Origin of the sequence: Marivita geojedonensis (assembly GCF_002115805.1) — a bacterium.
In the GTDB taxonomy this organism is placed as follows: Bacteria; Pseudomonadota; Alphaproteobacteria; order Rhodobacterales; family Rhodobacteraceae; genus Marivita; species Marivita geojedonensis.
On record NZ_JFKC01000001.1, the window covers coordinates 366,232 to 390,517 of the forward strand.

Sequence of the window (24,286 nt, forward strand, 5' to 3'; positions counted from 1 at the left end):
GATTCAAGGGAGAGACGTCATGGCCGCAGCCGAAGATCTGGTGGCAGAGATTGAAGCGCTCGAAGACAAACTGGCGCAGGCCAAGACCGCGATCACCCGCCGGTTCATCGGACAGGAACGGGTGGTCGAACTGACACTGACCTCGCTCCTCTGCGGCGGCCACGGGTTGCTGATCGGTCTGCCCGGCCTCGGCAAGACGCGCCTTGTCGAAACGGTTTCGACAGTGATGGGTCTCAACGGCAACCGCGTGCAGTTCACACCCGACCTGATGCCCGCCGACATCCTCGGATCGGAAGTGCTGGAAACCGGCGCCGATGGCAGCCGTGCGTTCAAGTTCATCCAGGGTCCGATTTTCTGCCAGCTTCTTATGGCCGACGAAATCAACCGCGCGTCACCCCGCACGCAGTCCGCGCTGTTGCAGGCGATGCAGGAAAAGGTGGTCACGGTCGCGGGCGAAACCCGCAAGCTCGACGCACCGTTCCACGTTCTGGCCACACAGAACCCCATCGAACAGGAAGGCACCTATCCGCTGCCCGAAGCGCAGCTGGACCGCTTCCTCGTTCAGATCGACGTGCAGTACCCGGACCGTAAAACGGAAAAGGAGATCCTGCTCGCCACGACCGGTGCCGAAGAAGCCGAGGCCTACGAGGTGTTCACAGCCGCAGACCTGATCGCCGCGCAGAAGCTCCTGCGCCGGATGCCAGTGGGCGATGCCGTGGTCGAAATGATCCTCGATCTGGTCCGCGCTTTCCGCCCGCATGACGAACGCGCCGGAAGCCGGGTCAAAGACACCGTCGCCTGGGGCCCCGGCCCCCGTGCGGCACAGGCCCTGATGCTGACGGTTCGCGCGCGGGCGCTCCTTGAAGGGCGGCTCGCTCCGGCACCCGAAGACGTGATCAACATGGCCCGCCCTGTTCTGACACACCGGATGGCGCTCACCTTCTCGGCCCGCGCCCGCGGCGAGGATCTCGGTAGCTTGATCGACGAAGTGGCTCACGGCATGGTCGCGACCGAGGCCGCTGCGTGACAACACTCGCCGCCCTTCGTCAACATGCGGAAGAAGAAGCCTCCAGGCTTCCCGCGCTGCTTGCACGCGCCGAGCACCTGGCAGGCACTGTCCTGCTTGGCGATCACGGGCGGCGGCGCTCCGGGCTGGGCGATGATTTCTGGCAGTACCGTCCAATGCAACAGGGCGATGCGCTGCGCGACATCGATTGGCGGCGGTCCGGCCGCAGCGACACCCAGTTCGTCCGGGAACGCGAATGGCAAATCGCGCAAAGTGTCATCCTCTGGGTCGATCAGGCAGCATCGATGCGGTTTTCCTATGATCCAAACATCGCCACCAAGGCAGACCGCGCCCGGACCCTCGCGCTCGCCAGTGCGATCCTTCTGGTCCGGGGCGGTGAGCGTGTCGGACTGACCGGCTTTGATCTGCCTCCCAGACGCGGGCAGGCCCAGATTACCCGACTGGCACAGATGCTTTCAGTCGATCAGCCAGACGATTACTCCGAGCCGGAGGCACGGGGCATGATCCCCCAGTCGCGTGCGATCTTCTTCTCCGACTTCCTCGGTGATCCCGGCCCAGTTGAGGCCGCCCTCACCAAGGCTGCGGATCGCGGCGTTCGCGGCGCACTGGTTCAGATCCTCGACCCGAGCGAGGAAACCTTCCCCTTCGATGGCCGCACGATATTCCAGAGCGTCGGCGGCGGAATTGTTCACGAAACGCTCAAGGCCGGCGATCTGCGGAGCCGCTATCTCGACCGGCTTGCCGAGCGGAAAGACAGGCTTGAACACCTTTCGCGCCTCACCGGCTGGCAATACATGTGTCATCATACGAGTGACAGCGCGCAATCTGCGCTTCTGTGGATCTACAGAGCTATGGATGGGGCGCACGGATGACGATTTTCGGAATAGGCTTTGCAACCCCCTGGCTTCTGCTGACGCTTCTGGCGCTGCCGATCCTGTGGCTGATCCTGCGCGCCGTCCCACCAGCCCCGATCCGCCGCATGTTCCCGGGTGTCGTCCTTCTGCTGGGCCTCAAGGACGATGATCAGGTCAGCGACCGCACACCGTGGTGGTTGCTTCTGTTGCGAATGCTGGCCGTCGCGGCGCTCATCATCGGGCTGGCCGGTCCGATCCTCAATCCTCAGACCGACGACATTGCAGCGAATGATGGACCACTGCTTGTGGTGATGGATGGCTCATGGGCCAGCGCCGCAAGCTGGCGCGCCCGGACCGAAGCACTCGACGGCTTGTTGGCTCAAGCCGCCCGCGACGACCGCCGCGTGGCTCTGCTGAAACTCAGCGCACCCGAACCCGCCAGCTTCCAAACCGCCGACGACCTCCGCGCCCGACTTGTCGGCCTGACCCCCGAGCCTTGGGAACCCGGTGAGACACAGATCACCCGCGCCCTTGACCTGCTGCCCGAGGGTGACTTCGACACCTACTGGATGTCCGATGGGTTGGAGCGTGAAACCCGCACCAACCTGCTGGAGGCTCTCGAAGACCGCGGCACCGTCACCGTGTTTCAGGCCGGACAGACCATCCTCGGTCTCGCCCCTGCGCGGTTTGAGGATGGCAACATCGTTCTGACCGCCCTGCGCGCCCAGACGGGCAGCGAACATGAAATCGTCGTTCTTGCCCAAGGCCGCGACCCGGCGGGCAACCCCGCCGTCCTCGCCCGCGCCACCGCAACCTTCGAGTCCGACGCGACAACCACCGAAACTGCGCTATCCCTGCCCTCGGAACTCCGCGCCCGGATCACCCGGTTCGAGATCGAAGGCAATCGCAGCGCCGGGGCCACCACACTGCCCGACGACAGCCTGCGCCGCCGCGAAGTCGCTCTGATGGCAGGCCGCGAAGACCGGGAAGAGCTGCAACTGCTCTCGCCGCTGCACTATCTGGAAAAGGCGCTTGAACCCAGCGCCGACCTCCTCACCGGCGCGCTGATGGACATGATCCCGGCCAACCCGGATGTGATCGCACTGGCCGATGTGGCAACCCTTGGCGCAGCCGAAGAGGAAGCCCTGCTCGACTGGCTCGACGGCGGCGGGATCCTCTTGCGCTTCGCTGGCCCGCGCCTTGCCGCCAGTGACGTGAGCCGCGAAACCGAAGACCCCCTGATGCCCGTGCGCCTGCGCGCCGGAGGACGCAGCGTCGGAGGCGCAATGAGCTGGGGCGAGCCGAAATCCCTTGCCGAATTCAGCGAAGACAGCCCCTTCTTCGGCCTGCCGATCCCTGAAGATGTCACAGTCTCCGCGCAAGTCATGGCGCAACCCGATCCGGCCCTGGCCGAACGGGTGATCGCGCAACTCAGCGACGGCACACCGCTCGTCACCCGCAAAGCCGTGGGTCAGGGTCAGATCATCCTGTTCCACGTCACCGCCAATGCGGAATGGTCCTCTCTGCCGCTCTCCGGCCTCTTCGTGCAGATGCTGGAACGCCTCGCCATCGCGGCTGGCAGTTCAAGCCAGCCCAGCGCCGAGGAACTTGCTGGTACCATCTGGCAGCCGAACATGGTGCTCGACGCCTTCGGATCGCTCAATGATGGCAGCACTCTGCCCGGCGTCCCGGGCGAAGACATGGTCGAAGCCGCCCTTGGCCCCGATCTGCGCCCCGGCCTTTACCAAAGTCAGGACCGCGCCATGGCCCGCAACGTGCTTGCGTCTGACGCCGTTCTGACCCCGGCCAGCTGGCCCTCGGACATCACCGTCGAAGGTCTCACCCAGTCCGAGGAAACACCGCTCGCAGGCTGGCTCCTCGCCCTCGCAATCGCACTCCTGCTTGCCGACATCATCGCCTCGCTCTTCCTCTCCGGTCGCCTCTCCGGCCCCCGCGCCACGACCGCAGTCGGGGTCGCCGCCGCCCTCCTCCTGATGCCAGTCCCCCCGGCACAGGCGCAGTCGACCGACGACCAATTCGCCCTTGCTGCCACCTCCGAGGTGACCTTCGCCCACGTCATCACCGGCGACGAAACGCTGGACCGCGCGGCGCAGGCGGGCCTTCGGGGCCTCTCAGACACGCTGTTCTTCCGCACCTCCGTCGAACCCGCAGACCCCGTCGCGGTCAACCTCGAGACCGACGAACTGGCCTTCTTCCCGTTCCTCTACTGGCCGATCACGCCGGACCAGCCGACTCCCTCGGCCGAAGCCTATGCCAAGCTGAACACCTATCTGCGCTCTGGCGGGATGATCATGTTCGACACCCGCGATGCCGACATCGCCCGTTTCGGCACCGGCAGTCCGAACGGCCGCAAGCTGCAACAGCTTGCCGCCCCGCTCGACATTCCGCCGCTTGAACCCATCCCCGAGGATCACGTCCTCACCCGCACGTTCTACCTGCTTCAGGATTTCCCCGGCCGCCACAACAGCCGCGATGTCTGGGTCGAAGCCGCGCCGCCCGATGCCGAACTGGTCGAAGGCATGCCCTTCCGTAACCTCAACGACAACGTCACCCCGGTGATCATCGGCGGCAACGACTGGGCGTCGGCTTGGGCGATGGACGAACGCGGCAACCCGCTCTTCCCCATCGGACGCGGCTATGCCGGCGAACGCCAGCGCGAGATCGCCTACCGCTTCGGGGTCAATCTGGTCATGCATGTGCTGACCGGAAACTACAAATCCGATCAGGTTCACGTGCCTGCACTTCTTGACAGATTGGGCAACTGATGACCGGCAGCATCGTCTTCGATCCACTTCTCCCGTGGATGTTCATCGCCGGTCTGGCCGGTCTGGCCGCGCTCGGCGTGGCGCTGGCCCTGTGGCGCGGGTTGCAGGGCTGGGCGCTTCGGGCGCTGGCCGCGCTTGTCGTGCTCGCCGCCCTCGCGCAGCCGTCGTATCAGATCGAAGACCGCGCGCCGCTCTCGAACATCGTGCTGATCGTCGAAGACAAAAGCGCCAGCCAATCGCTGGGCGACCGCCTCAACGACACCAGCAACGCGGCCGTCGCGCTGGCTGCACAGCTCAACGCGCGCGAAAACACCGAAATACGCCGGATCGAAGTGCGCGACGGTGAAGGCGACACCGGCACCCTGCTCATGTCCGCCGTGTCGGATGCGCTGGCCGAAGAGCCGCGCGGTCGCATCGCGGGCATCTTCCTGCTCAGCGACGGGCGCGTTCACGATCTCGAACGCACCCCCGATCTACCCGCGCCGCTGCACCTGCTGCTGACCGGCAAGGAAACCGACTGGGACCGCCGCCTGATCGTCAAGAACGCCCCCGCCTTCGCGATCCTTGGCGAGTCCGTCACCCTGACCCTGCGCGTTGACGATGAGGGTGCCGCCCCGCAAACCGGATCGACGGTGATCGACATCTCCGTCGACGGGGCCGAGCCGCAGCGCTTTGACATGCCCATCGGTCAGGACATTGAACTGCCGATCACCCTGCCCCATGGCGGGCTGAACGTGATCCAGTTCACCGTCCCCACCGCCGAAGACGAACTGACCGACAGGAACAACACGGCGCTTGTACAGATCAACGGCGTCCGCGACCGCCTGCGCGTTCTGCTGGTCAGCGGCGAACCGCACGCTGGGGGCCGCACATGGCGCAACCTGCTCAAATCCGACAGCTCGGTTGACCTCGTGCATTTCACCATCCTGCGCCCGCCCGAGAAACAGGACGGCGTCCCGGTCACCGAACTGTCGCTGATTGCCTTTCCAACCCGTGAATTGTTCCTTGAGAAGATCGAGGATTTCGACCTCATCATCTTCGACCGGTACAAGCGCCGTGGCATCCTGCCCGCGATCTATCTCGACAACGTCGCAAACTATGTCGAAGAGGGAGGCGCAGTCCTCATCGCCGCTGGCTCGGATTTCGCCAGCGCCGACAGCATCTACCGCTCGCCGCTGTCCAGCATCATTCCGGCCGAACCCACCGCCCGCGTGATCGAACGCGGCTACCGTCCCGGCATCACCGATCTGGGCGACCGCCACCCTGTCACCTCCGGCCTTGCCGGGGCCGAGACCTGGGGCCGCTGGATGCGCCAGATCGAGGTGGACCCCATCGGCGGCGACGTCGTGATGAGCGGCATCGACGACAAACCGCTGCTTGTCCTCGACCGCGTCGGTGAAGGCCGCGTTGCGCTGATTGCCTCTGATCACGCCTGGCTCTGGTCGCGCGGCTTTGAAGGCGGCGGTCCGCAGCTCGACCTGCTGCGCCGTCTGGCCCACTGGATGATGAAGGAACCCGAGCTTGAGGAAGAGGCGCTCTGGGCCGAACCCACCGGCCAGACCATGCGCATCATCCGCCGCACGCTCGACGAGACCATCGGCACAGTGACGGTCACCCGCCCTGATGGCACTGAAGAAGAGATCACGCTGGAAGAGGTCACACCGGGCCGCTTTGAGGCGCTCTATACCGGACCCGAGATCGGGCTCTACCGCCTTGCCGAAGGCGACCAGGAGGCGGTCGTCGGCCTCGGCCCTGCCGCCCCGCGCGAGTTCGAACAGACCATCGCCAGCGGCGAGGTGCTGGAGCCGGTTGTGGACGGCACCCGAGGCGGCGTCCGCCGTCTGGAAGACGGCCTGCCCAGCATCCGCTCCGTCGGTGAAGGCCGCCCCGCCGCCGGCCGCGGCTGGCTCGGCATCACGCCGCGCGAAGCGTTCGAGACCCTGGATGTGACCCAAACCCCCATGCTGCCCGGCTGGCTGGTCCTGCTGCTGGCATCCGGCCTGATCCTCGGCGCGTGGCTGCGCGAAGGGCGCCGGACATAAGCCATTGTTAACAAAAGGTTAAAGGGTCCGTTTCGGCCCTATTGTTTCGCGCGCGAAACATTTGGTCCGGATCGGACCCATTCTCAAATACGCGACACAAATAAAAAAGGCCGGTCCAACGAACCGGCCTTTTCGCACAAATTGAAGAACGATCAGCCGCCCAGCCGCTCGTTGATGATTTCCTGAAACTCACCATAGCTCATGTTGGAATAGGTGGTGCCATCGATCACGAAAGACGGGGTGGAGCTGATGCCATGTTCCTCGGCATTCGCCTGATACCACTCGATCAGCGCCCGCGCCTTGTCGCCATTGCTCAGACAGGCTTCCAGTTGGTCGTTTTCGATCCCGGCGATCCGCCCAATCTTGCGCAGCTCATCGGCAATCGCCGCTTCCGACCCCGCACGGGCCCATTCGCTCTGCGTGTCATAGATCATTTCGGTGATGCCAAAGAACCGCTCCTCACCGCCACAGCGCGCGACCAGCGACCCCCACAGACCGTAGCGGTCGAAATAGACCTCGCGATAGGTGAACTTCACCTTGCCGCTGTCAATATAATCCGCTTTCAGATCCTTGAAGACGCCCTTATGGAAGTTGGCACAGTGCGGACAGGTGTAAGACGCGTATTCGATGATCTCGACCGGAGCATCCTCTGCACCCAGCACCATCTCCTGAACGGTGACGTCCGCAGCAGCACTCTCCTGCGCATTGGCCGCACCCGGCAGCGCGATGGCCTGTCCGTTGAGCGTCGGTGCCTGCGCACCCGTTCCGGCAACCCACCATCCCGCGCCCGCGACCAGTGCCGCAGCAAGTGCAATTGTCGTCAACCGTTGTTTCATTGCGAAACCCTTTGTTCTGTTTCCTCTGGGACCTAGGTCCGATTTTGCGTTTTTGAATAGACGTTCGTGGCCAGACGTTCCAGCGCCGCGCGCAATCCGTCATCCTGAACCCCATCCGCCAGAGTCTGCGCCTCGGGCAGGATCGGCGCGGGCGTATCATCACGCGCCACTTTGGGGCGGTGATCGAAACTCACCTGCCCTTCCGAAAACCCGGTCGAGGCCGTCTGCGTGATCCGCACCTTGGAGATCGCGTTGTAGCCGTACACCGCGTTCACTTTTTCGCGCAGTTTTTCCTTCTGCATCTCCAGCATCGGCGCGTTCGCACCGGTGGTCAGCAGCGTCAGCGTGGCACCGAAACCTCCCCGGCCATAGCGGACTTCGACGGGTCGGCTGATGGCGGCGATGTCCTCACCAGCGATCTCGGCCCAATGGGTCAGAAGCCGCGATTGCGCAAAGCCACGGGTCTCCGACGTCTTGCGGATCTGCGTCTGCAAGAGGCTTGATGTACGTTTGAAGCCGTGGATCTGACCGTTGCGCGGCGGCATGTTTGACTCCCTGTCTCGAACACTATTCTAGTGGCGCGGCGCCTGTGCAACCAGCCCACAAATGAGACCCGAGTTCAAAGGAATGTCAGACTTGCGTGAACGGCCCGACCCCGCCGCGTTGCTGGACTGGTACGACAGACACGCCCGCCAGATGCCATGGCGCGTTGGACCCGCAGCACGGGCAAACGGCGTCCGCCCCGATCCCTACCGCGTCTGGATGTCCGAGATCATGCTGCAACAGACCACGGTTGCCGCAATCAAAAGCTATTTCGAAGCCTTCACTACCCGCTGGCCCTCGGTCAGCGATCTGGCACAGGCCGAAGATGCCGATGTGATGGCCGCATGGGCTGGCCTTGGCTACTACGCTCGCGCCCGCAACCTGCTCAAATGCGCACGGGTGGTGCATCATGATCATGGCGGCGTCTTTCCCGGCACCTATGACGGCCTGATCGCCCTGCCCGGCATCGGTCCCTACACCGCCGCAGCCATCGCATCCATCGCGTTTGATCTTCCGGAAACGGTGCTCGATGGGAACGTGGAGCGGGTCATGGCGCGGCTTTACGACGATCACACGCCCCTGCCCGCTGCGAAACCTGTGTTCATGGAATACGCCGCCGCCCTCACCCCGCAGGAACGACCGGGCTGTTACGCCCAGGCGGTGATGGATCTGGGGGCCACGATCTGCACCCCGCGCAACCCGGCCTGCGACCTCTGCCCGTGGCGCAAGTCCTGCGCGGCATGGGAGGCGGGCACCGCCAAAGACCTGCCCAAGAAGGCCCCGAAGAAACGCAAGCCCACCCGGTTCGGCATCGCCTATCTCGCCCGTAGGGTCGATGGCGCATGGCTTCTGGAACAACGCCCCGACAGCGGCCTTCTCGGTGGCATGCTCGGCTGGCCCGGCAGCGACTGGGGGGATGCCCCTACCGAGGACCCGCCGATCCGGGCGGAATGGCGCACCCTGCCCGCCGAGGCGCGACACACCTTCACCCATTTCCACCTCCGACTGACGGTCAAGACCGCGCTCGTCCCGATGGACCGCGCGCCAGCGCGGGGGTTCTTTATCGAGGCCGACGCGTTCGACCCGGAGAACCTTCCAACGGTGATGCGAAAGGCCCATGCTCTGACCAAGTCCTGACACCGGTCTGCGTAACGTCAGTCTTGGTGAACCACCTCTGGTGCTGGTAAACTCAGTGTAAAAGCAGCACAGGCCTACCATGTCCGACAGCACCCTGCCTTCCGACACCTCCCGGCTGCCGCTTCGTGCGGCCCTTCCGTTCTGGCTGTCGCTTCTGATGATCCCGCTGGTTCTCTCAGGTGCAATTCTAGGAGGGCTCTGGGTCGTCGTTCCGATCCTTGCCACATGGGGCGTGTTTGCAACGCTCGACGCAGCACTTGGTCTGGACACCGACAACCTCGATCCGCAGACAAAAGAGAGCGCGCTTTACTGGCACCGGATGATCACCCTGATCTGGCCACCGCTGCAGTTCATGATGATCTTTGGCCTGATCTGGTACGTCCCGCGCACCGAACATCTGAACCCGCTTGAGATCTATTTTGTGACCATCGGAATGGGCGTGTTGTCGGGCACGATCGGCATCGTTTACGCCCATGAACTCATGCACCAGCGCAATAAGCTCGAACGGTGGTTGGGCGATCTGCTGATGTGCATGGCGCTCTACGGTCATTTCCGGTCCGAGCACCTGCTGGTGCATCACCGCCATGTCGGCACGCCACGCGACCCGGTCACCGCGCGCTACAACGAAAGCTTCTGGCGCTTTTACCCGCGTGTGCTGCGGCAAAGCCTGCTCTCTTCGTTTCGCGCCGAACGCGAGATGCTGGGGCGCAAATCTCTGCCGTGGTGGCACAGCAGCAACCCGTTCTGGCGCTACTGGGGACTACAGGGCGCGTTCGTCGTGCTGGCCTTTGGGCTGGGCGGCTGGTTGGGGGTGCTGATCTTCGTACTGCAGGCCCTTGCCGCGATTTTCCAGCTGGAGCTGGTGAACTACGTCGAACATTACGGGCTGACGCGGAAATACCTGGGCGACGGCAAGTACGAGCATGTCAAACCGCGCCACAGCTGGAACGCGTCACACAAGGCGTCGAACTGGTTGCTGATCAACCTCCAGCGCCATTCGGATCACCACTACAAACCCGACCGCCGCTTTCCGCTGCTGCAGACCTATGACGAGGACGAAGCCCCGCAATTGCCCTATGGCTATCCGGTGATGACCTTCTTCGCGCTCTTCCCGCGCAAGTGGCGGACGATGATGAACCCTCGGGTCAAAGCGTGGCGCGAGAAGTACTACCCCGAGATCGACGACTGGTCCGCGTACAACAAGGCCCGGCACGGAGTGTAATCCGGCACCGGGCCAAAACTCTTCGAAGAGTTTTGGGCAATCCTTCGAAGGATTGCCCGCGCAGATCAGAGCTCGGCGAGCAGGGCTTCACCGCCCGAGATTTCGCAGACGCCCGGGCTTTCCTCGACGTGCAGCTTGGTGACCTTGCCGTCCTCGACAACCATCGCATAGCGCTTGGAGCGGGAGATCAGACCCGCAGGCGGCGCGGTGAAATCCATGCCGACGGCCTTGGTGAACGCGCTTTCGGCATCGCCCAGCATGGTGATCCCGGCCTCAGTTGCGCCCGTGGCTTCGCCCCAGGCTTTCATCACGAAGGGGTCGTTGACCGACACGCAGATGATCTCGTCCACGCCTTTTGCGGTGAACTGATCCTTGGTGCGGATGAAGCTGGGTACATGGGCCGAATGGCAGGTCGGCGTGAAAGCGCCCGGCACGGCGAAGATCACGACTGTCTTGCCTTTGGCATGGTCGGCCAGCGACACCTGCTCGGGGCCGTCTGCGCCCATTTTGACAAGTGTGGCCTCAGGAAGGGTATCCCCCGGTGCGATTGTCATCGTCTGTCCCTCGTTGATGAATTGCAATCTGGACGCTGTGCCATATAGGGTCGCGCGCAACGAGACCAATGGCATTGTGAAAAAAGGTTCAGCGATGAGTCATGTTATAGTTGTCGGGGCCGGTCAAGCCGGTGCGTCCTGCGTTGCCCGTCTCCGTGCCAAAGGGTTCGACGGACGGATCACGCTGATCGGGGAAGAGCCGTTTCCGCCCTATCAACGCCCACCGCTGTCGAAGGCCTATCTGCTGGGCGAGATGGAGCGCGACCGGCTTTATCTGCGGCCCGAGAGTTTCTATGCCGAACAGGACATCACGCTGAAGCTGGGGGCGCCTGTGACGGCGATCGATCCTGCCGCGCGGACACTGACCGTGGGGGATGAGGTGCTGAGCTATGACGATCTGGTACTGACCACCGGATCGACCCCGCGCCGTCTGCCTGCCGCCATTGGCGGCGATCTCGACGGTGTGATGGTCGTGCGCGGCTTGCACGACGTGGATGCGATGGCCCCGCGCTTTGCCAAAGGTGCGCGGGTGCTGATCGTGGGCGGGGGCTATATCGGTTTGGAAGCTGCAGCGGTGGCGGCCAAGCTGGGGCTGAGCGTGACGCTGGTCGAGATGGCAGACCGTATTCTGCAACGGGTCGCAGCGCCTGAGACTTCGACCTATTTCCGCGCCGTGCACAGCGAACACGGCGTCGACATCCGCGAAGGCGTCGGGCTGGATCACCTGACCGGCTCCGAGGGCCGCGTGACCGGTGCGGTGCTGAGCGATGGGAGCACTCTGGAGGTGGATTTCGTGCTGGTGGGTGTGGGGATTGTTCCGAACACGCAGCTTGCCGAAATGGCGGGCGTGCGGATCGAGAACGGCATCGCCACCGACGCGCAGGGGCGCACATCGGACCCGCATATCTGGGCGGCCGGAGATTGTGCCTCTTTCCCGATGAACGGGCAGCAGATGCGGCTGGAGAGCGTCGGCAATGCCATTGATCAGGCGGAATGTGTGGCGGACAACATTCTGGGTGAGGATCGGCCCTACGAGGCCAAGCCTTGGTTCTGGTCGGACCAGTATGACGTGAAGCTTCAGATCGCAGGGCTGAGCACCGGCTATGACCGGATCGTCACCCGGCAGGGGGAGGACGGCGTTGTGTCGTTCTGGTACTATGCGGGCGACAGCCTGCTGGCCATCGACGCGATGAACGATCCACGCGCCTATATGGTGGGCAAGCGGCTGATCGAGAGCGGCAAGTCGCCTGACTCGGAGTTGATCCGCGACCCCGACACCAATCTCAAAGCGCTGCTCAAGGCGTGAGGATCATCGCTGGCACATGGCGCGGGCGACCGCTGGCCAGCGTGGGAAAGGGCGATCCCGGCGCGCATCTGCGCCCGACGACGGACCGCGTGCGCGAAAGCCTGTTCAACATGCTGGCTGGCGGGCGGTTCGGTGATCCATTCGAGGGCGCACATGTGCTCGACCTCTTTGCGGGGACCGGGGCGCTGGGATTGGAGGCACTGTCGCGCGGTGCGGTGTCGGCCGTGTTTGTCGATGACGGGCGCAAGGCGCTGTCGCTGATCAAGGACAATCTCAAGCTGTTGCGCTGCGAAACGGCGCGGGTGATCGCACGGGATGCCACAAGGCTGCCGCCGTGTGACACGGAGCCCGCGACGTTGGTGTTTCTCGATCCGCCCTATGGCAAGGGGCTCGGGGAAAAAGCGCTTGCCGCTGCCGTTAAAGGCGGTTGGCTGGCCGAAGGCGCGCTGATCGTCTGGGAGGAAAACACGCCGCAGATGGCGCCCGACGGCTTCGCCCTTCTGGACTCGCGGCGCTATGGCGACACGCATGTGACCGTGCTGCGGTTTGGGGATCAGCCCAATGCGTGATAGGCTGCGCCTATGACCACGTTTGTACCCACAGCGCAGGATTTCGCGCGGCCAAAGGACAGGGCCGCCGACACTGTGCGCCCACCGGGTAAAGGCGGGCCGGTACTGATGGCAGACTGTGTGACGCCCGTGGCTGGGGAAACGCTCTTGTCGCTGCTTTGGAAACGCTGGGATCGGGAAGACTGAACCAGCGCGGATGGTTCTTGCGTCAATGCAAAAACGACGCGGCATGGATGCCGCGTCGCTGGTGATAAGGACTGTGCTTTACCCGTCTGTGCCGGTGGCTGTGCCGCGGGTCGCTTCGACCGCCGCAAGGGCGTCTCCGACCAGCTTTGCGCCGTCCAACCCACGCTCGGTCATTTCGACGATCCACTCCTGCGTGACCGCATCGCCCAGTGCCAGGATCTGCGCCGTCACTTCGTCGCTCAACGTTGCGATCTCGTTGCCGGCGTCTTCCATCAGGACAAAGCCGTCGCGGTCGCCGGTGTCATGGGCCCGACCCGCCATGGCAGAGGTTTCCAGACCCGAATTGGCGTCGATCACAGCCTTCAGATCATCGGGCAGCGCGTTGTAGCTGTCCTTGTTCATCGCCCAGATGAAGTAGAGGTTGTAGAGCGACTTGTCGCCCGCAACATCAGTGTGGCTGTCGGTCAGCTCATCAAGCTTGAGCGAAGGCGACATTTCCCACGTGATGACACCGCCATCCACCACGCCTTTGGAGAGCGCCTCGGGGAATTGCGGTACCGGCAGACCGATGGGTTCCGCGCCCAGCTTGTCGAGCAGCAAGGTTGCCGGTCGGGACGGACCGCGCAGTTTAAGGCCGGCGAAATCGCTCAGGTCTTCGATGGCCGCGCCTTTCTTGTGGACGATCCCCGGTCCGTGCATGTGGGCGGCGATCAGGTGGACATCGGCGAAATCGTCCATCAGGTGCTTTTGCGTGAATTCCCACGCCGCGCGCGAGGCTTCTTCGGCGCTTTTGGTGACCATGAAGGGCAGTTCCAGCGCCTCGGCTTCGGGGAAGCGGCCCGGCGTGTAACCGGGGATCACCCAACCGCCGTCGATCACGCCATCGCGGATCAGGTCATATTGTGCGGTCGCTTTGCCGCCGAGTTGCATGAACGGATAGATCTCGATCTTGATCCGGCCGTTCGATTCGGCCTCAACCTTTTCGACCCAGGGGTCGAGGAAATACTTGGGATTCGCCGAATTGGGCGAGACGAAATGCTGGAAGCGAAGCGTCACTTCCTGCGCCATTCCGGTGGTTGCGGTGATGCCAAGCATGGCGGTGAGAGCGGCTGTCTTGAGAAAGGTCATGTCCGCGCCTCCTGTCTGAAGCGTTGTTGCATGCTGCTGCAGTGCAGCACGACCGCTATGTATGAGGTCTTGGAGGCAGTTGCAAACGACTCGCAACTGCGTCGCGGAAGGATTTCCCGTCAATGTGCTGCTGTGATTGAGAAATATGGTGGTTCGGGGGAATTGACGGCCCGGTTTCCCCGCTTCGATTGCTTGCAAAAGGCATTTGCGATCACCGGGGATGCCATGTTATTCATAAATCTGAATTTATCTCTGGGAGGAGACCTCATGCTTCTGCGCCCGACTCGCCGGTCGTTTCTGAAAACCGCTGCCGCGATGCCCGCCTTTGCGCTTCCGGGCGCGCAGGCGCTTGCCGAACTCGGGGGGCCCGTGGGCGGAAATCCCGGTCACTTCCGATTCACCATGGGGGACGCCAAGATCACGATCGTGTCGGACGGGTATCTGAGCCTTCCGACCAACGGGTTGGGTGTGAATGCCGATCCGGCAGAGGTGCAGGCGTTTCTGGCCGCGCATTACCTGTCGACCGAGACCAACACCTCGCACACCAATCATCTGATCGTGGAGATCGGAGACAATACCGTTCTGGTCGATGTGGGGTCGGGGAACCGGTTTCTGGACACCGCCGGGCGGCTTTGGGCCAATCTGGATGCGGCAGGGATCGATGCGGCGGGGATCACACACGTGGTCATCACCCATGCGCACCCGGATCATATCTGGGGCATCCGCGACGATTTCGACGAGGCGATCATTCCGGACGCGGCCTACTACCTTGGCGAAACCGAGCACGCCTATTGGATGCAGGACGGGCTGGCGTCACAGGTGCCTGTGGACATGCAGCAATTCGTCGTCGGTGCACAGAACTCGATCAATGTCGACGGCGCCGAATGGGAATTGATGTCGGACGGGTTCGAGGTCGTCCCCGGTGTGCGGGTCATCGACACGCCCGGCCACACGCCCGGACATATGGCTGTGGTGGTGGAAAGCAGCGGGCAGCAGTTGATCGCGCTCGGGGATGCGATGAGCCACGCTTACACCAACTTTGCGCATCCCGAGTGGTACAACAGTTTCGACGCCGATGGCGATCAGACGGTGGCGACCCGCAAGCGGCTTTTGGATATGGCGGCGACGGATCGGATGGCGGTTCTGGGGTACCACTTCCCGTTCCCCGGTGTCGGGCATGTGATGCGCGACGGCGACGCCTACAGCTTTGTTCCGGCGCTCTGGAAGTTCGACTGAACCCGATCAGTCGCGCGGCGCTGCGGCGCGACTGAGGCGATCATTGATCGCAATGCCCAGACCTTCGTGTGGGATGGGGGATACGGCAATCGTGCCGCCCCCCCGCGCATCCAACCGATGCAGGTAGTCGAAGAGGTTCGCCGCAGCCTCGACCAGATCCTCGGTCTCGGACAGGTTCAGATCGCAGTCCACGTCTCCGAACCCGAGGCGCAGTTCGCCCGGTTCCCATTCGGTGGCGTTCAGACGCACAAGCGCGTCGGGCGCATAGTGTGACATGAGCTGACCGGGGGCCGAGATCGCCTCGGCCTTGTGGCGCACGGCAAGGTGTCGGCCCAGGGTTTTCGCCAGGTCTTCCTCGGTGATACCGCCGGGGCGCAGCAGAACGGGCTTGTCGAGCAGTCCGACGATGGTCGATTCGACACCGACCTCGCACGCCCCGCCATCGAGAATCGCATCGACGCGGTTGCCCAGGCTGGCGGCAACGTGATCGGCCTGTGTCGGGCTGATCTGGCCGGACCTGTTGGCCGAAGGCGCGGCAACACCACGCCCGAACGCCCGCAGCACCGCACGGGCCGAATTATGCGCGGGCAGTCGCACCGCGATCGTATCGAGACCCGCCGAGACCAGAGGCGAGATCGGGCTGTCCGCCTGCTTGCGCAGCACGAGGGTCAGCGGCCCCGGCCAATAGGTTTGCGCCAGAAGCTCGGCTTCAGGCGTCCAGTGAACGTGCTGTTTCAAGGTCTCCAGATCGGCGAAATGCACGATCAGAGGATTGAAACTGGGCCGCCCCTTGGCCTCGTAGATTCGCGCGACGGCGCGGTCATCGCTGGCATCGGCGCCAAGCCCGTAAACGGTTTCGGTCGGGAAGGCGACAAGACCACCTGCACGCAGGATTTCTGCGGCACGCGCGTGGCCGGTCTCGGTATCGGGCAATATCTCGGGGGAAGAAGGGTTCATCCGTCGTGACGCCGCGTTTTTGTTGATGGGGCTGGCCGCATTCGTCATGGTCGCACCAAAAGCTGACGGCTGCTTACCGTTCCGGCACGCGATTGCCAAGCCGCAGCACATCTGTCCAGATGCCGAAGGAAAGCTGAACATGCCGTATCGCGCCCCTGTTTCCGAATTTCGTTTCCTCTTTGACCATGTGGTCGGCTTCGATCAGGTCGTGGCGACCGAGCGGTTTGCCGAAGCCACGCCGGAGACCGTCAATGCGGTGCTGGGTGAGGCGGGCAAGCTGTGCGAAGAAGTTCTGTCGCCCTTACAGCGCGCGGGGGACCTGCATCCGGCACGGCTTGAGAACGGGATCGTGCGCACCTCGCCGGGATTCAGGGACGGGCTTCGGGCGATTGCCGAGGGTGGCTGGATCGCGATTGCTGCCGACCCGGAATATGGTGGCATGGGCCTGCCGATGACCATGACCACGGCGGTGAACGATATGATGAGCGCCGCCTGCCTGTCGCTGCAACTGGCGCCGCTGATGACACAGGGGCAGATCGAGGCGCTGGAAAACCACGCGAGCGATGAACTGAAAGAGCTGTACCTGCCCAAGCTGATTTCCGGCGAATGGATGGGCACCATGAACCTGACCGAACCGCAGGCAGGCAGCGACGTGGGCGCGCTGACCACCAAGGCAGAGCCGAACGGCGACGGGACGTATGCAATCACCGGGCAGAAGATCTACATCTCATGGGGTGACAACGACATCTCAGAAAATGTCTGCCATCTGGTTCTGGCCCGACTGCCGGGTGCGGTTCCGGGCACCAAGGGGATCAGCCTGTTCCTTGTGCCCAAGCGCATCCCGGACGAGAGCGGCGCGCCCGGTCTGGCCAACAGCCTCAAGGTGGTGAGCCTCGAACACAAAATGGGTCTGCATGGCAGCCCGACCGCGGTGATGCAGTATGACGGCGCGACCGGATGGCTTGTGGGTGAGGAAAATGACGGGATGCGCGCCATGTTCACCATGATGAACAACGCCCGGCTTGGCGTGGGTGTGCAGGGCATCGGCGCGGCCGAAGGAGCCTACCAGCACGCGCTGGCCTATGCCGAGGGGCGCAAGCAGGGCCGGACCGAGAACAACACCATCACCGACCACGCCGATGTGCGCCGGATGCTGGCCACGATGAAGGCCGATACCTTCGCAGCGCGGGCCATCGCACTGGCCAATGCGGTCGCCATCGACATGGAAACCGCCACCGGCCATGCCGACTGGGCAGCGCGGGCGGCGCTGCTGACACCGATCACCAAGGCGTTCGGCACCGACACGGGGATTGACGTTGCCGAACTGGGCGTGCAGGTGCATGGCGGTATGGGATTCATCGAAGAAACCGGCGCGGCCCAGTATTCGCGCGATGTGCGGGTCACCGCAATTTATGAAGGCACCAACGGCATCCAGTCGATGGACCTTGTCGGCCGCAAGCTGATGGATGGCGGCGAGGCTGCGTACCGTCTGCTTGACGAGATGGAAGCAGATGCCGAAGCGGCACGTGCCGATCTGCCGGAGCTGGCAGAACCGGTATGGCAGGCCTGCGAAACCCTGCGCGAGACCACGGAATGGATGGTCGCCCAAGGCGCGCAGGACCGCTTTGCCGGGTCTGTGCCCTATCTGCGCGGCTTTGCCCGCGTGCTGGGCGCACATTTCCACCTCAAGGCGGCACGGGCCGACCGTGGCGGCAAACACGAGCGGCTGGCCGCCTTCTACATCCACCGCCTTCTGCCCGAACATATCGGTCTGCTGACCCACGCGCGGCAGGGTGCCGGCGATCTCTATGCCCTGAGCCTGGACGATCTCGCCGCATGAAGGACCGAAGCACAGGCGGAATTCGCTACCCCTGGGACACGCCACCCGAAGAAGGTGAGGCTATCGAGGTCGCTGACGGGGTTCTGTGGATCCGCCTGCCGCTTCCGATGAAGCTCGACCACGTCAATGTCTACGCGCTGGACGACGGCGATGGCTGGACTGTGGTCGATACCGGTTTTGCCTCGAAACGCGGCAAGGCGATCTGGACGCGCCTGATGGAGGGTCCGCTTGCGGGAAAACCCGTCACGCGGGTGATCGTCACACACCACCATCCCGACCATGTCGGCCTGGCTGGATGGTTGAAATCCGAATTCGGGGCGGAGCTGGTCACCACGCGCACCGCATGGCTGATGGCGCGGATGCTGCAGATGGACGAGCAACCGCTGCCGAGCGCGGAAACCCTGGCGTTCTGGCAGGGTTGCGGCATGGCGCCAGCCATTCTGGAGAAACGCCGGTCCGAGAGACCGTTCAACTTTGCCGATTGCGTTGCTCCGCTTCCGCTGGGCTACACCCGCATCCAGCAGGGCGGCACGATCACGGCAGGCGGGCGCGTGTGGGACATCCACATCGGCAATGGCCATGCGCCCGAGCACGCCACCTTTTGGTCCCGCGATGACACTCTCGTTCTTGGCGGCGATCAGATCCTGCCGTCGATCAGTTCGAATATCGGCGTTTACGCAACCGAACCCGAAGCGGATCCGGTGGCGGACTGGCTCGAATCCTGCGAACGGCTGTCCACCCTCGCGCGGGAGGATCATCTGGTTCTGGGCGGGCACAAGCTGCCCTTCACCGGGCTGCCCTTGCGCCTGCACCAGCTGATCGAGAACCATCATGGAGCGTTGCGGCGCCTAGAGGCGCATCTCACGACGCCGCGCACGGCCGGAGACTGTTTCGCACCTCTGTTCAAACGCCATATCGGGGATGGCGAATACGGTCTCGCGCTGGTCGAATCGATGGCCCATTGCCTGCACCTCTGGCACGAGGGGCGCGCCACCCGACACATGAATGATGCGGGCGCCTGGGTGTTCCAGGCCCAAGGCTGATCTTCTTCGTTTTCCAAGTACCTCGGGGTGAGACCCGGACATCGTCCGGGGCGAGGGGCAGCGCCCCTCCCGGAGGTCTCACCTCCGGCGCGCGCCTCTCAGGCGCGTCCTCCTTCCGAAGACAGCGCCAGCGGTGAAATTCCGAGGCTGCCCAGCGCGGCCTCCCATTTGTCACCATCGGCTGTGTCGAAGACCAGATCGCTGGACGCATCGCAGATCAGCCATCCATTCGCGGCGATCTCGCCTTCAAGCTGCCCCGGACCCCAGCCTGCGTAGCCGAGCACGATCAGACGTTTGGCCGGCCCGCTGCCCCGGGCGATGCTTTCGAGCACATCAAGCGTTGCGGTCATCGCGAAACCGTCATCGACATTGAGTGTGGTCATTTCCGAACGGAAGTCCGGCGAATGCAGAACAAAGCCTCGTCCCAGTTCGACCGGGCCCCCGAAGTGTACCCGTATGCCCGAGACGTCCCCGACCTCTTCAATCGAGAGCTGCTGTACGAGGTTCTCGAAGGTCACGTCCGAAGAGGGTTTGTTGACGATCAGCCCCATGGCACCCTCATCGGAATGAGCGCACATATAGATCAGGCTGTGCTCGAACCTGGGGTCGGGCATTCCCGGCATCGCAATCAGCATCTGGCCGGTCAGGTCTGTCATGGTATCGGTGCTTTTCACATTCCAAACATGGAGAGGGGCAGATGGGGTTGCAAGAGCACAGAGCCACGTGGACACGAAGGATCGCTGGTTTGTGACTTTTCATCGCGCCTGAAAACAGCCATGTGCTTGGGGATGACGCACTTCCGATCCCTTGTTGCCGGTCTCGTACTGGCCCTGTCCCCCGCAGTTCCGGCCAGTGCCGGAGACACCACCGGCCTGTCCAAAGTCGAGCTCCGGCCCGGCTGGCGCCTGGAGGACGGCAGTCACATGGCAGCGCTGCGCCTCGTGCTTGATCCGGGCTGGAAGACCTATTGGCGTGCACCGGGAGATGTCGGCATCCCCCCGCAGTTCGACTGGAGCGGGTCGGACAATATCCGCGCCGTTTCAGCGAATTGGCCGACACCCGAGGTGTTCTTCGAACAGGGAATGCGATCGGTCGGGTACAAGACCGAAGTTGTGATCCCGCTGCATCTGACGGCGCTGGATGACACCGCCGAGATGCGGCTTGAGGGACGAATGCAGATCGGTCTCTGCAAGGACATCTGCATCCCGGCCAATCTGTCATTCACGGCAAACCTGCCGATGACCCCTACGCGACCCGATCCGATGATTGCCGCTGCACTGACGGACATGCCCTATACCGCACGTGAAGCGGGTCTGAGAAGCATCACCTGCCGGATCGAGGCGGGTCCGGATGGCGGCCTCATCCTGCATACGGAGATTTCCATGCCGTCGGCCGGGGGTATCGAGTATGTGGTGGTCGAGGCGGGCAATCCCCATGTCTGGGTCGCCGAACCGGACAGCCGCCGCGAAGGGGGTGTTCTGCACGCCAGCACGCGGATGGTGCATGTGGAGGGCAAGAGCTTTGCCCTCAACCGCGCGGAGCTGCGCTTTACAGTGATCGGCGACGCACGGGCCGTGGATATTCAGGGTTGCACGCCCTGAACACTGCCCTGATCACGCCGGTCGGCGCAGCCGGCTGACACCCATGGCCAGCGCAGCCACAAGATAAAGCAGAACGCAGACCGCAGCCGCCCCCGCGACGAAGAGGCCGAGGCTCAGCCCGAGCGTCACCTCGCCGCCAAAAGGTGTTTCGGACAGTGCGTTTGCCAGGACGGTCGGCAGCGCGCCAGTGACCGCGAAGGTTCCCATCGTTGCGCCCAGCCAGGCGAGGATAAGCCCTGCCGCCGTAACAAGAGCCGCCTGAACACCATTGTGCCTGAAGCGGAGGCCGCGTCGGGCGGTCTGGGTCAGTCTGCCAATATCGTTCTGGATGGCAATCAGGGAAGGAACGATCAACAGCACGAGGAACATGCCAAATCCAAGTCCATAGACGAGTGTGATCACTGTCGGTTTGAGAAACTGTGCCTGGCTGGACTGTTCATAGAGCAGCGGCACAAGCCCCATCACGGTTGTCGCCGTGGTCAGGAACACGGGTCGCAGTCGATCCGCAGCGCCGTCAATGATCGACGGGACAAGCCCCCGGTCCTGGGCCTTTTCGTCGATCGTTGTCACGAGCACGATCGAGTCGTTGATGATGATGCCGGTCATGCCAAGCAGTCCGACGACGGTGAACATGCTGAGCGGAACATCCCAGTGCGCGTGTCCGTAAATCGTGCCGACCAAACCGAACGGGATCACCGACATGACGACCAGTGGCCGTGTCCAGCTGGCAAAGACCCATGCCAGGACAAGATAGATCGCCAGAAGCGACAGGATCAGCCCGGTCCGCGCATCATCGAGAAATTCGCCCTCCTGCTCACTCAGCCCAGAGAGGCGATAGTCCACCTGTCGTTCGCTGGCGATGGCGGGCAGGATTTCGGTTTCAAGCGCCAGCATGATATCGTTTGCGCGGGCCGGATCATCTTCGGAGATATCCCCGGTCACGGAAATCAGACGAATGCCGTTTTCGCGTCGGACCGTCGAAAACCCGGTGCGACGTTCAACGCTGACGATATCGGCAAGCTGAACGTAAGCACCTTCTGGTGTCCGCATCTGGGTGCGTTCGAGGAAATCAGCGGTCAGTTCGCCTGCCGGCAGTTCGACACGGATTTCCGCACTGCGGGGGCCGTCGGGATAGGTTGCCGCTTCAATGCCACCAAGGCGGGCGCGCAGCACCTGACCGAGCCCGTCAATGGTGAAACCAAGCGCCTGCCCCTGCGGGGTAAGCTCGAGGATCAGCTCTTCCTTGTCATAGGCAAGGTTATCCTCGACCGCTGAAACCTCGGGGTACTGTCCGAGGGCAACCTTGAGGTCTTCGGACGCTGCTTTGAGGGTTTCGGCAGTTGCGCCATAGAACTGCACGTCCAGCGCGTCACTGGCCGGTCCGCTGCCCCAACTGCGGAAGCTGATGGTTTCGACCATCGGGTGTCGCGGAACGCTGTCCTGCAACTCGCTGACAAAGGTGCGGCTTGAAAACGGACGCAGATCGGGGTCGATCAGTTCAATCGAAATCCCACCCAGTTGGTCGGCATCCTTGGTATCTGCCCCAGCGATGCCTCGTCCGGCATTGCCACCCACTTCGGCAATCACATAGTCGATGGGATTGACGCCATGTCGCTCCTCGAAACTCTTGGCAACGTCCTCGACCGATTTCTGGAAGATACGCATCATCTCGAAGGTGTCTTCGCGCGTTGCTCCGGGGGCCATTGCGAAATTACCGGTAACAGAGCTTTGCTCGGGCGAATTGAAGAAGCGCCACTGAACGTCACCCCGGATAAATAGGGCCGCCTGCGAGGCCAGCAGCACGACCGCCCCTGCGAGAACGGCATAGCGTGCGGTGATGACCAGACCCATCAAAGGACGGAACAGGTTTTCCCGCACCCATCGGAACCCCCGGTTCACCACGCGGGACGGCACATCGTACCAATGCTGCTTTGCACTGTGCGCCATCGCGTGCGCCATATGGTTCGGCAGGATCAGGAAACACTCAACAAGCGATGCGGCGAGCACGGCGATCACGGTGAAGGGGATGTCCGCGATCAGGTCGCCAAAGCGCCCTCCGATCGCGACCAGGCCAAAGAAGGCGATAATCGTGGTCAATGTGGCTGAAAACACGGGCAGCGCCATACGGTGCGCTGCGCGTTCCGCCGCCTCGACCGGAGACAGGCCGGTGCGTGCCAGATGGTCGGTGTGCTCTCCCACGACGATGGCATCGTCCACCACGATCCCGAGCGTGATGATCAGCGCGAAGAGCGAGATCATGTTGATGGTGATTCCCGCCGCGTACATCAAGGCAATCGCCGCAAGCAGCGCGGCCGGGATACCTGCGGCGACCCAGAACGCGGTTCGCACATTCAGGAACAGGAACAGCAGCATAAGAACCAGCGCCAGCCCCGTAGCCGCATTGTCGAGAAGGATATCCAGACGCCCCGAGATCATCTCGGCGCGGGTGCGGATCAGGTCGATGGTCACGCCGTTCGGCAGAGAGGCTTCAAACTCTGACGCCACATCTTCGACCTTTTGCTGGATCGCGATTGCATCGCCCTGATCGCTGCGGTCCACACGGATCGAGATGGCCGGGTTTTGACCGACGAAATAGCTGCGTTCCCGGTCTATGCCCTCGATATAGATCGTGCCGACATCGCCGACGGTGAGGTTTGAACCGTCTTCGTTCGAGCGCAGGACGATATTTGCGATCTGGTCCGCGCTGCGTTTTTCGACCCCAGTGCGAACGCGGGTGTTGGCGTTGCCGACATCACCCGCCGGGTCGGTATCGACCTCCTGCGCGATGGCATTGGCGATATCCCGCATCGAAATGTCAAAAGCGATGAGGTTGGCGGAGGGGACCTCGACCACAGTTCGTGGGGCTGAAAGCCCGCGAATTGTTGTACGGGTTACCCCTTCTGCAAACAGCCGTGCCGTCAGTTCGTCGGCGAAACGGGCCAGTTGGTCCACCTCGACCGGGCCGGTGATGACCAGATCGGTCACACGGTCCCGCCAGCCGCCTCGCCGGACCACCGGGTCTTCGGCATCGGCGGGAAGGGTCGTCACGGCATCTACAGCCGTCTGCACATCGTCCGACGCACGCGACATGTCCCAACCGGGTTCGAACTCAAGCCTGATGGACGCACGGCCTTCGCGCGAGGAGGCCTCAGAGCTTTCGACTCCCTCGACCGCGAGCAGCACCGGTTCGAGCACCTGAACGATGCCCCGGTCCACGTCTTCGGCGCCGGCCCCATCCCACGCCACCGAGATATCGACATCGTCAACAACGACATCCGGAAAGAATTGCGCCCGCATATTGGGGATGGAAAACGCCCCCGCTGCGATCAGGACGATCAGCAACAGGTTTGCTACTGTCCGGTGACGGACGAAATAGCTCAGGAGTCCTCCGGCACGTCCGGGCAGCGTCCGCATCATGG

At 63.2% G+C, this 24,286-nt stretch carries 20 protein-coding genes; 13 read left to right on the forward strand and 7 right to left on the reverse strand.

The window, feature by feature from the left end:
- Positions 1-19 precede the first annotated feature (19 nt).
- From MGEO_RS01880 to MGEO_RS01895, 4 genes are read left to right on the forward strand one after another with little or no spacing between them, the layout of a single operon-like run.
- Positions 20-1,027 (forward strand): AAA family ATPase, encoded by a 1,008-nt coding sequence (locus MGEO_RS01880; protein ID WP_085634986.1) that lies wholly within the window; start codon positions 20-22, stop codon positions 1,025-1,027.
- A complete protein-coding gene (locus MGEO_RS01885) occupies positions 1,024-1,899 on the forward strand; it encodes a DUF58 domain-containing protein (RefSeq protein WP_085634987.1) in 876 nt (291 codons plus the stop codon). The genes MGEO_RS01880 and MGEO_RS01885 overlap by 4 nt, the downstream gene beginning before the upstream one ends.
- The gene (locus tag MGEO_RS01890) at positions 1,896-4,667 is read left to right on the forward strand and encodes a DUF4159 domain-containing protein (RefSeq protein ID WP_085634988.1); all 2,772 of its coding nucleotides are present in this window, start codon (positions 1,896-1,898) and stop codon (positions 4,665-4,667) included. The genes MGEO_RS01885 and MGEO_RS01890 overlap by 4 nt, the downstream gene beginning before the upstream one ends.
- Complete coding sequence (locus tag MGEO_RS01895; RefSeq protein WP_085634989.1) at positions 4,667-6,709, forward strand: hypothetical protein; 2,043 nt, start codon at positions 4,667-4,669, stop codon at positions 6,707-6,709. The genes MGEO_RS01890 and MGEO_RS01895 overlap by 1 nt, the downstream gene beginning before the upstream one ends.
- 152 nt (positions 6,710-6,861) lie before the next feature.
- On the opposite strand, the gene MGEO_RS01900 is transcribed toward MGEO_RS01895, so the two are convergent.
- The gene (locus MGEO_RS01900; protein ID WP_085634990.1) at positions 6,862-7,545 is read right to left on the reverse strand and encodes a DsbA family protein; all 684 of its coding nucleotides are present in this window, start codon (positions 7,543-7,545) and stop codon (positions 6,862-6,864) included.
- Positions 7,546-7,577: 32 nt separating this feature from the next.
- On the reverse strand, positions 7,578-8,090 hold the full coding sequence (locus tag MGEO_RS01905; RefSeq protein ID WP_085634991.1) for a DUF721 domain-containing protein: 513 nt from the start codon (positions 8,088-8,090) through the stop codon (positions 7,578-7,580).
- Between the two features lie 91 nt (positions 8,091-8,181).
- Here MGEO_RS01905 and mutY point away from each other — a divergent pair, with 91 nt between their 5' ends.
- Together mutY and MGEO_RS01915 are read left to right on the forward strand one after the other, a co-directional pair.
- Positions 8,182-9,225 (forward strand): A/G-specific adenine glycosylase, encoded by a 1,044-nt coding sequence (gene mutY, locus MGEO_RS01910; RefSeq protein WP_085635247.1) that lies wholly within the window; start codon positions 8,182-8,184, stop codon positions 9,223-9,225.
- A 79-nt stretch (positions 9,226-9,304) separates the two neighbouring features.
- Positions 9,305-10,447 (forward strand): alkane 1-monooxygenase, encoded by a 1,143-nt coding sequence (locus MGEO_RS01915; RefSeq protein WP_085634992.1) that lies wholly within the window; start codon positions 9,305-9,307, stop codon positions 10,445-10,447.
- A 65-nt stretch (positions 10,448-10,512) separates the two neighbouring features.
- Here the strand turns inward: MGEO_RS01915 and MGEO_RS01920 are convergent, their stop codons facing one another.
- The gene (locus tag MGEO_RS01920) at positions 10,513-11,001 is read right to left on the reverse strand and encodes a peroxiredoxin (protein ID WP_085634993.1); all 489 of its coding nucleotides are present in this window, start codon (positions 10,999-11,001) and stop codon (positions 10,513-10,515) included.
- Positions 11,002-11,095: 94 nt separating this feature from the next.
- Between MGEO_RS01920 and MGEO_RS01925 the strand changes: the two genes are divergently transcribed.
- From MGEO_RS01925 to MGEO_RS21320, 3 genes are read left to right on the forward strand one after another with little or no spacing between them, the layout of a single operon-like run.
- A complete protein-coding gene (locus MGEO_RS01925; RefSeq protein WP_085634994.1) occupies positions 11,096-12,307 on the forward strand; it encodes an NAD(P)/FAD-dependent oxidoreductase in 1,212 nt (403 codons plus the stop codon).
- On the forward strand, positions 12,304-12,876 hold the full coding sequence (gene rsmD / locus MGEO_RS01930; RefSeq protein WP_085634995.1) for a 16S rRNA (guanine(966)-N(2))-methyltransferase RsmD: 573 nt from the start codon (positions 12,304-12,306) through the stop codon (positions 12,874-12,876). Before MGEO_RS01925 ends, rsmD begins: the two co-directional genes overlap by 4 nt.
- Before the next feature lie 12 nt (positions 12,877-12,888).
- Positions 12,889-13,062: a hypothetical protein gene (locus tag MGEO_RS21320; protein ID WP_158090957.1), complete on the forward strand. Its 174-nt coding sequence runs from the start codon at positions 12,889-12,891 to the stop codon at positions 13,060-13,062.
- Positions 13,063-13,140: 78 nt separating this feature from the next.
- Here the strand turns inward: MGEO_RS21320 and MGEO_RS01935 are convergent, their stop codons facing one another.
- Complete coding sequence (locus tag MGEO_RS01935) at positions 13,141-14,190, reverse strand: TRAP transporter substrate-binding protein (protein WP_085634996.1); 1,050 nt, start codon at positions 14,188-14,190, stop codon at positions 13,141-13,143.
- 267 nt (positions 14,191-14,457) lie between these two features.
- Here MGEO_RS01935 and MGEO_RS01940 point away from each other — a divergent pair, with 267 nt between their 5' ends.
- Positions 14,458-15,426 (forward strand): MBL fold metallo-hydrolase, encoded by a 969-nt coding sequence (locus MGEO_RS01940; protein WP_233139528.1) that lies wholly within the window; start codon positions 14,458-14,460, stop codon positions 15,424-15,426.
- Positions 15,427-15,432: 6 nt separating this feature from the next.
- On the opposite strand, the gene MGEO_RS01945 is transcribed toward MGEO_RS01940, so the two are convergent.
- Positions 15,433-16,383, reverse strand: coding sequence for an L-threonylcarbamoyladenylate synthase (locus MGEO_RS01945; RefSeq protein WP_085635249.1), 951 nt, complete (start codon positions 16,381-16,383; stop codon positions 15,433-15,435).
- Between the two features lie 139 nt (positions 16,384-16,522).
- Here MGEO_RS01945 and MGEO_RS01950 point away from each other — a divergent pair, with 139 nt between their 5' ends.
- Entirely contained in the window at positions 16,523-18,223 is a 1,701-nt protein-coding gene (locus tag MGEO_RS01950) for an acyl-CoA dehydrogenase (RefSeq protein ID WP_085635250.1), read from the forward strand.
- Positions 18,220-19,266, forward strand: coding sequence for an MBL fold metallo-hydrolase (locus tag MGEO_RS01955; RefSeq protein WP_085634997.1), 1,047 nt, complete (start codon positions 18,220-18,222; stop codon positions 19,264-19,266). Before MGEO_RS01950 ends, MGEO_RS01955 begins: the two co-directional genes overlap by 4 nt.
- 98 nt (positions 19,267-19,364) lie before the next feature.
- Here MGEO_RS01955 and MGEO_RS01960 read toward each other — a convergent pair whose 3' ends face one another.
- Complete coding sequence (locus MGEO_RS01960) at positions 19,365-19,922, reverse strand: YqgE/AlgH family protein (protein ID WP_085634998.1); 558 nt, start codon at positions 19,920-19,922, stop codon at positions 19,365-19,367.
- Positions 19,923-20,054: 132 nt separating this feature from the next.
- On the opposite strand from MGEO_RS01960, the gene MGEO_RS01965 reads away from it, so the two are divergent.
- Positions 20,055-20,867 carry a protein-disulfide reductase DsbD domain-containing protein gene (locus MGEO_RS01965; protein ID WP_085634999.1) on the forward strand — a complete coding sequence of 271 codons (813 nt, stop codon included), beginning with the start codon at positions 20,055-20,057 and terminating at the stop codon, positions 20,865-20,867.
- A gap of 12 nt (positions 20,868-20,879) precedes the next feature.
- On the opposite strand, the gene MGEO_RS01970 is transcribed toward MGEO_RS01965, so the two are convergent.
- Positions 20,880-24,284, reverse strand: coding sequence for an efflux RND transporter permease subunit (locus MGEO_RS01970; protein WP_233139529.1), 3,405 nt, complete (start codon positions 24,282-24,284; stop codon positions 20,880-20,882).
- Between the last annotated feature and the right edge of the window lie 2 nt (positions 24,285-24,286).

Excerpts from the sequence above, each read along its gene's own strand:
- MGEO_RS01915 (WP_085634992.1), top strand. The coding sequence starts at position 9,305 with ATGTCCGACAGCACCCTGCCTTCCGACACCTCCCGGCTGCCGCTTCGT.
- MGEO_RS01940 (WP_233139528.1), top strand. The coding sequence starts at position 14,458 with ATGCTTCTGCGCCCGACTCGCCGGTCGTTTCTGAAAACCGCTGCCGCG.
- MGEO_RS01895 (WP_085634989.1), top strand. The coding sequence starts at position 4,667 with ATGACCGGCAGCATCGTCTTCGATCCACTTCTCCCGTGGATGTTCATC.
- MGEO_RS01970 (WP_233139529.1), bottom strand. The coding sequence starts at position 24,284 with ATGATGCGGACGCTGCCCGGACGTGCCGGAGGACTCCTGAGCTATTTC.
- MGEO_RS01900 (WP_085634990.1), bottom strand. The coding sequence starts at position 7,545 with ATGAAACAACGGTTGACGACAATTGCACTTGCTGCGGCACTGGTCGCG.
- MGEO_RS01955 (WP_085634997.1), top strand. The coding sequence starts at position 18,220 with ATGAAGGACCGAAGCACAGGCGGAATTCGCTACCCCTGGGACACGCCA.
- MGEO_RS01905 (WP_085634991.1), bottom strand. The coding sequence starts at position 8,090 with ATGCCGCCGCGCAACGGTCAGATCCACGGCTTCAAACGTACATCAAGC.
- MGEO_RS01880 (WP_085634986.1), top strand. The coding sequence starts at position 20 with ATGGCCGCAGCCGAAGATCTGGTGGCAGAGATTGAAGCGCTCGAAGAC.
- MGEO_RS21320 (WP_158090957.1), top strand. The coding sequence starts at position 12,889 with ATGACCACGTTTGTACCCACAGCGCAGGATTTCGCGCGGCCAAAGGAC.
- MGEO_RS01920 (WP_085634993.1), bottom strand. The coding sequence starts at position 11,001 with ATGACAATCGCACCGGGGGATACCCTTCCTGAGGCCACACTTGTCAAA.
- MGEO_RS01950 (WP_085635250.1), top strand. The coding sequence starts at position 16,523 with ATGCCGTATCGCGCCCCTGTTTCCGAATTTCGTTTCCTCTTTGACCAT.
- MGEO_RS01925 (WP_085634994.1), top strand. The coding sequence starts at position 11,096 with ATGAGTCATGTTATAGTTGTCGGGGCCGGTCAAGCCGGTGCGTCCTGC.
- MGEO_RS01965 (WP_085634999.1), top strand. The coding sequence starts at position 20,055 with ATGACGCACTTCCGATCCCTTGTTGCCGGTCTCGTACTGGCCCTGTCC.
- MGEO_RS01935 (WP_085634996.1), bottom strand. The coding sequence starts at position 14,190 with ATGACCTTTCTCAAGACAGCCGCTCTCACCGCCATGCTTGGCATCACC.
- MGEO_RS01890 (WP_085634988.1), top strand. The coding sequence starts at position 1,896 with ATGACGATTTTCGGAATAGGCTTTGCAACCCCCTGGCTTCTGCTGACG.
- MGEO_RS01960 (WP_085634998.1), bottom strand. The coding sequence starts at position 19,922 with ATGACAGACCTGACCGGCCAGATGCTGATTGCGATGCCGGGAATGCCC.
- MGEO_RS01945 (WP_085635249.1), bottom strand. The coding sequence starts at position 16,383 with ATGAACCCTTCTTCCCCCGAGATATTGCCCGATACCGAGACCGGCCAC.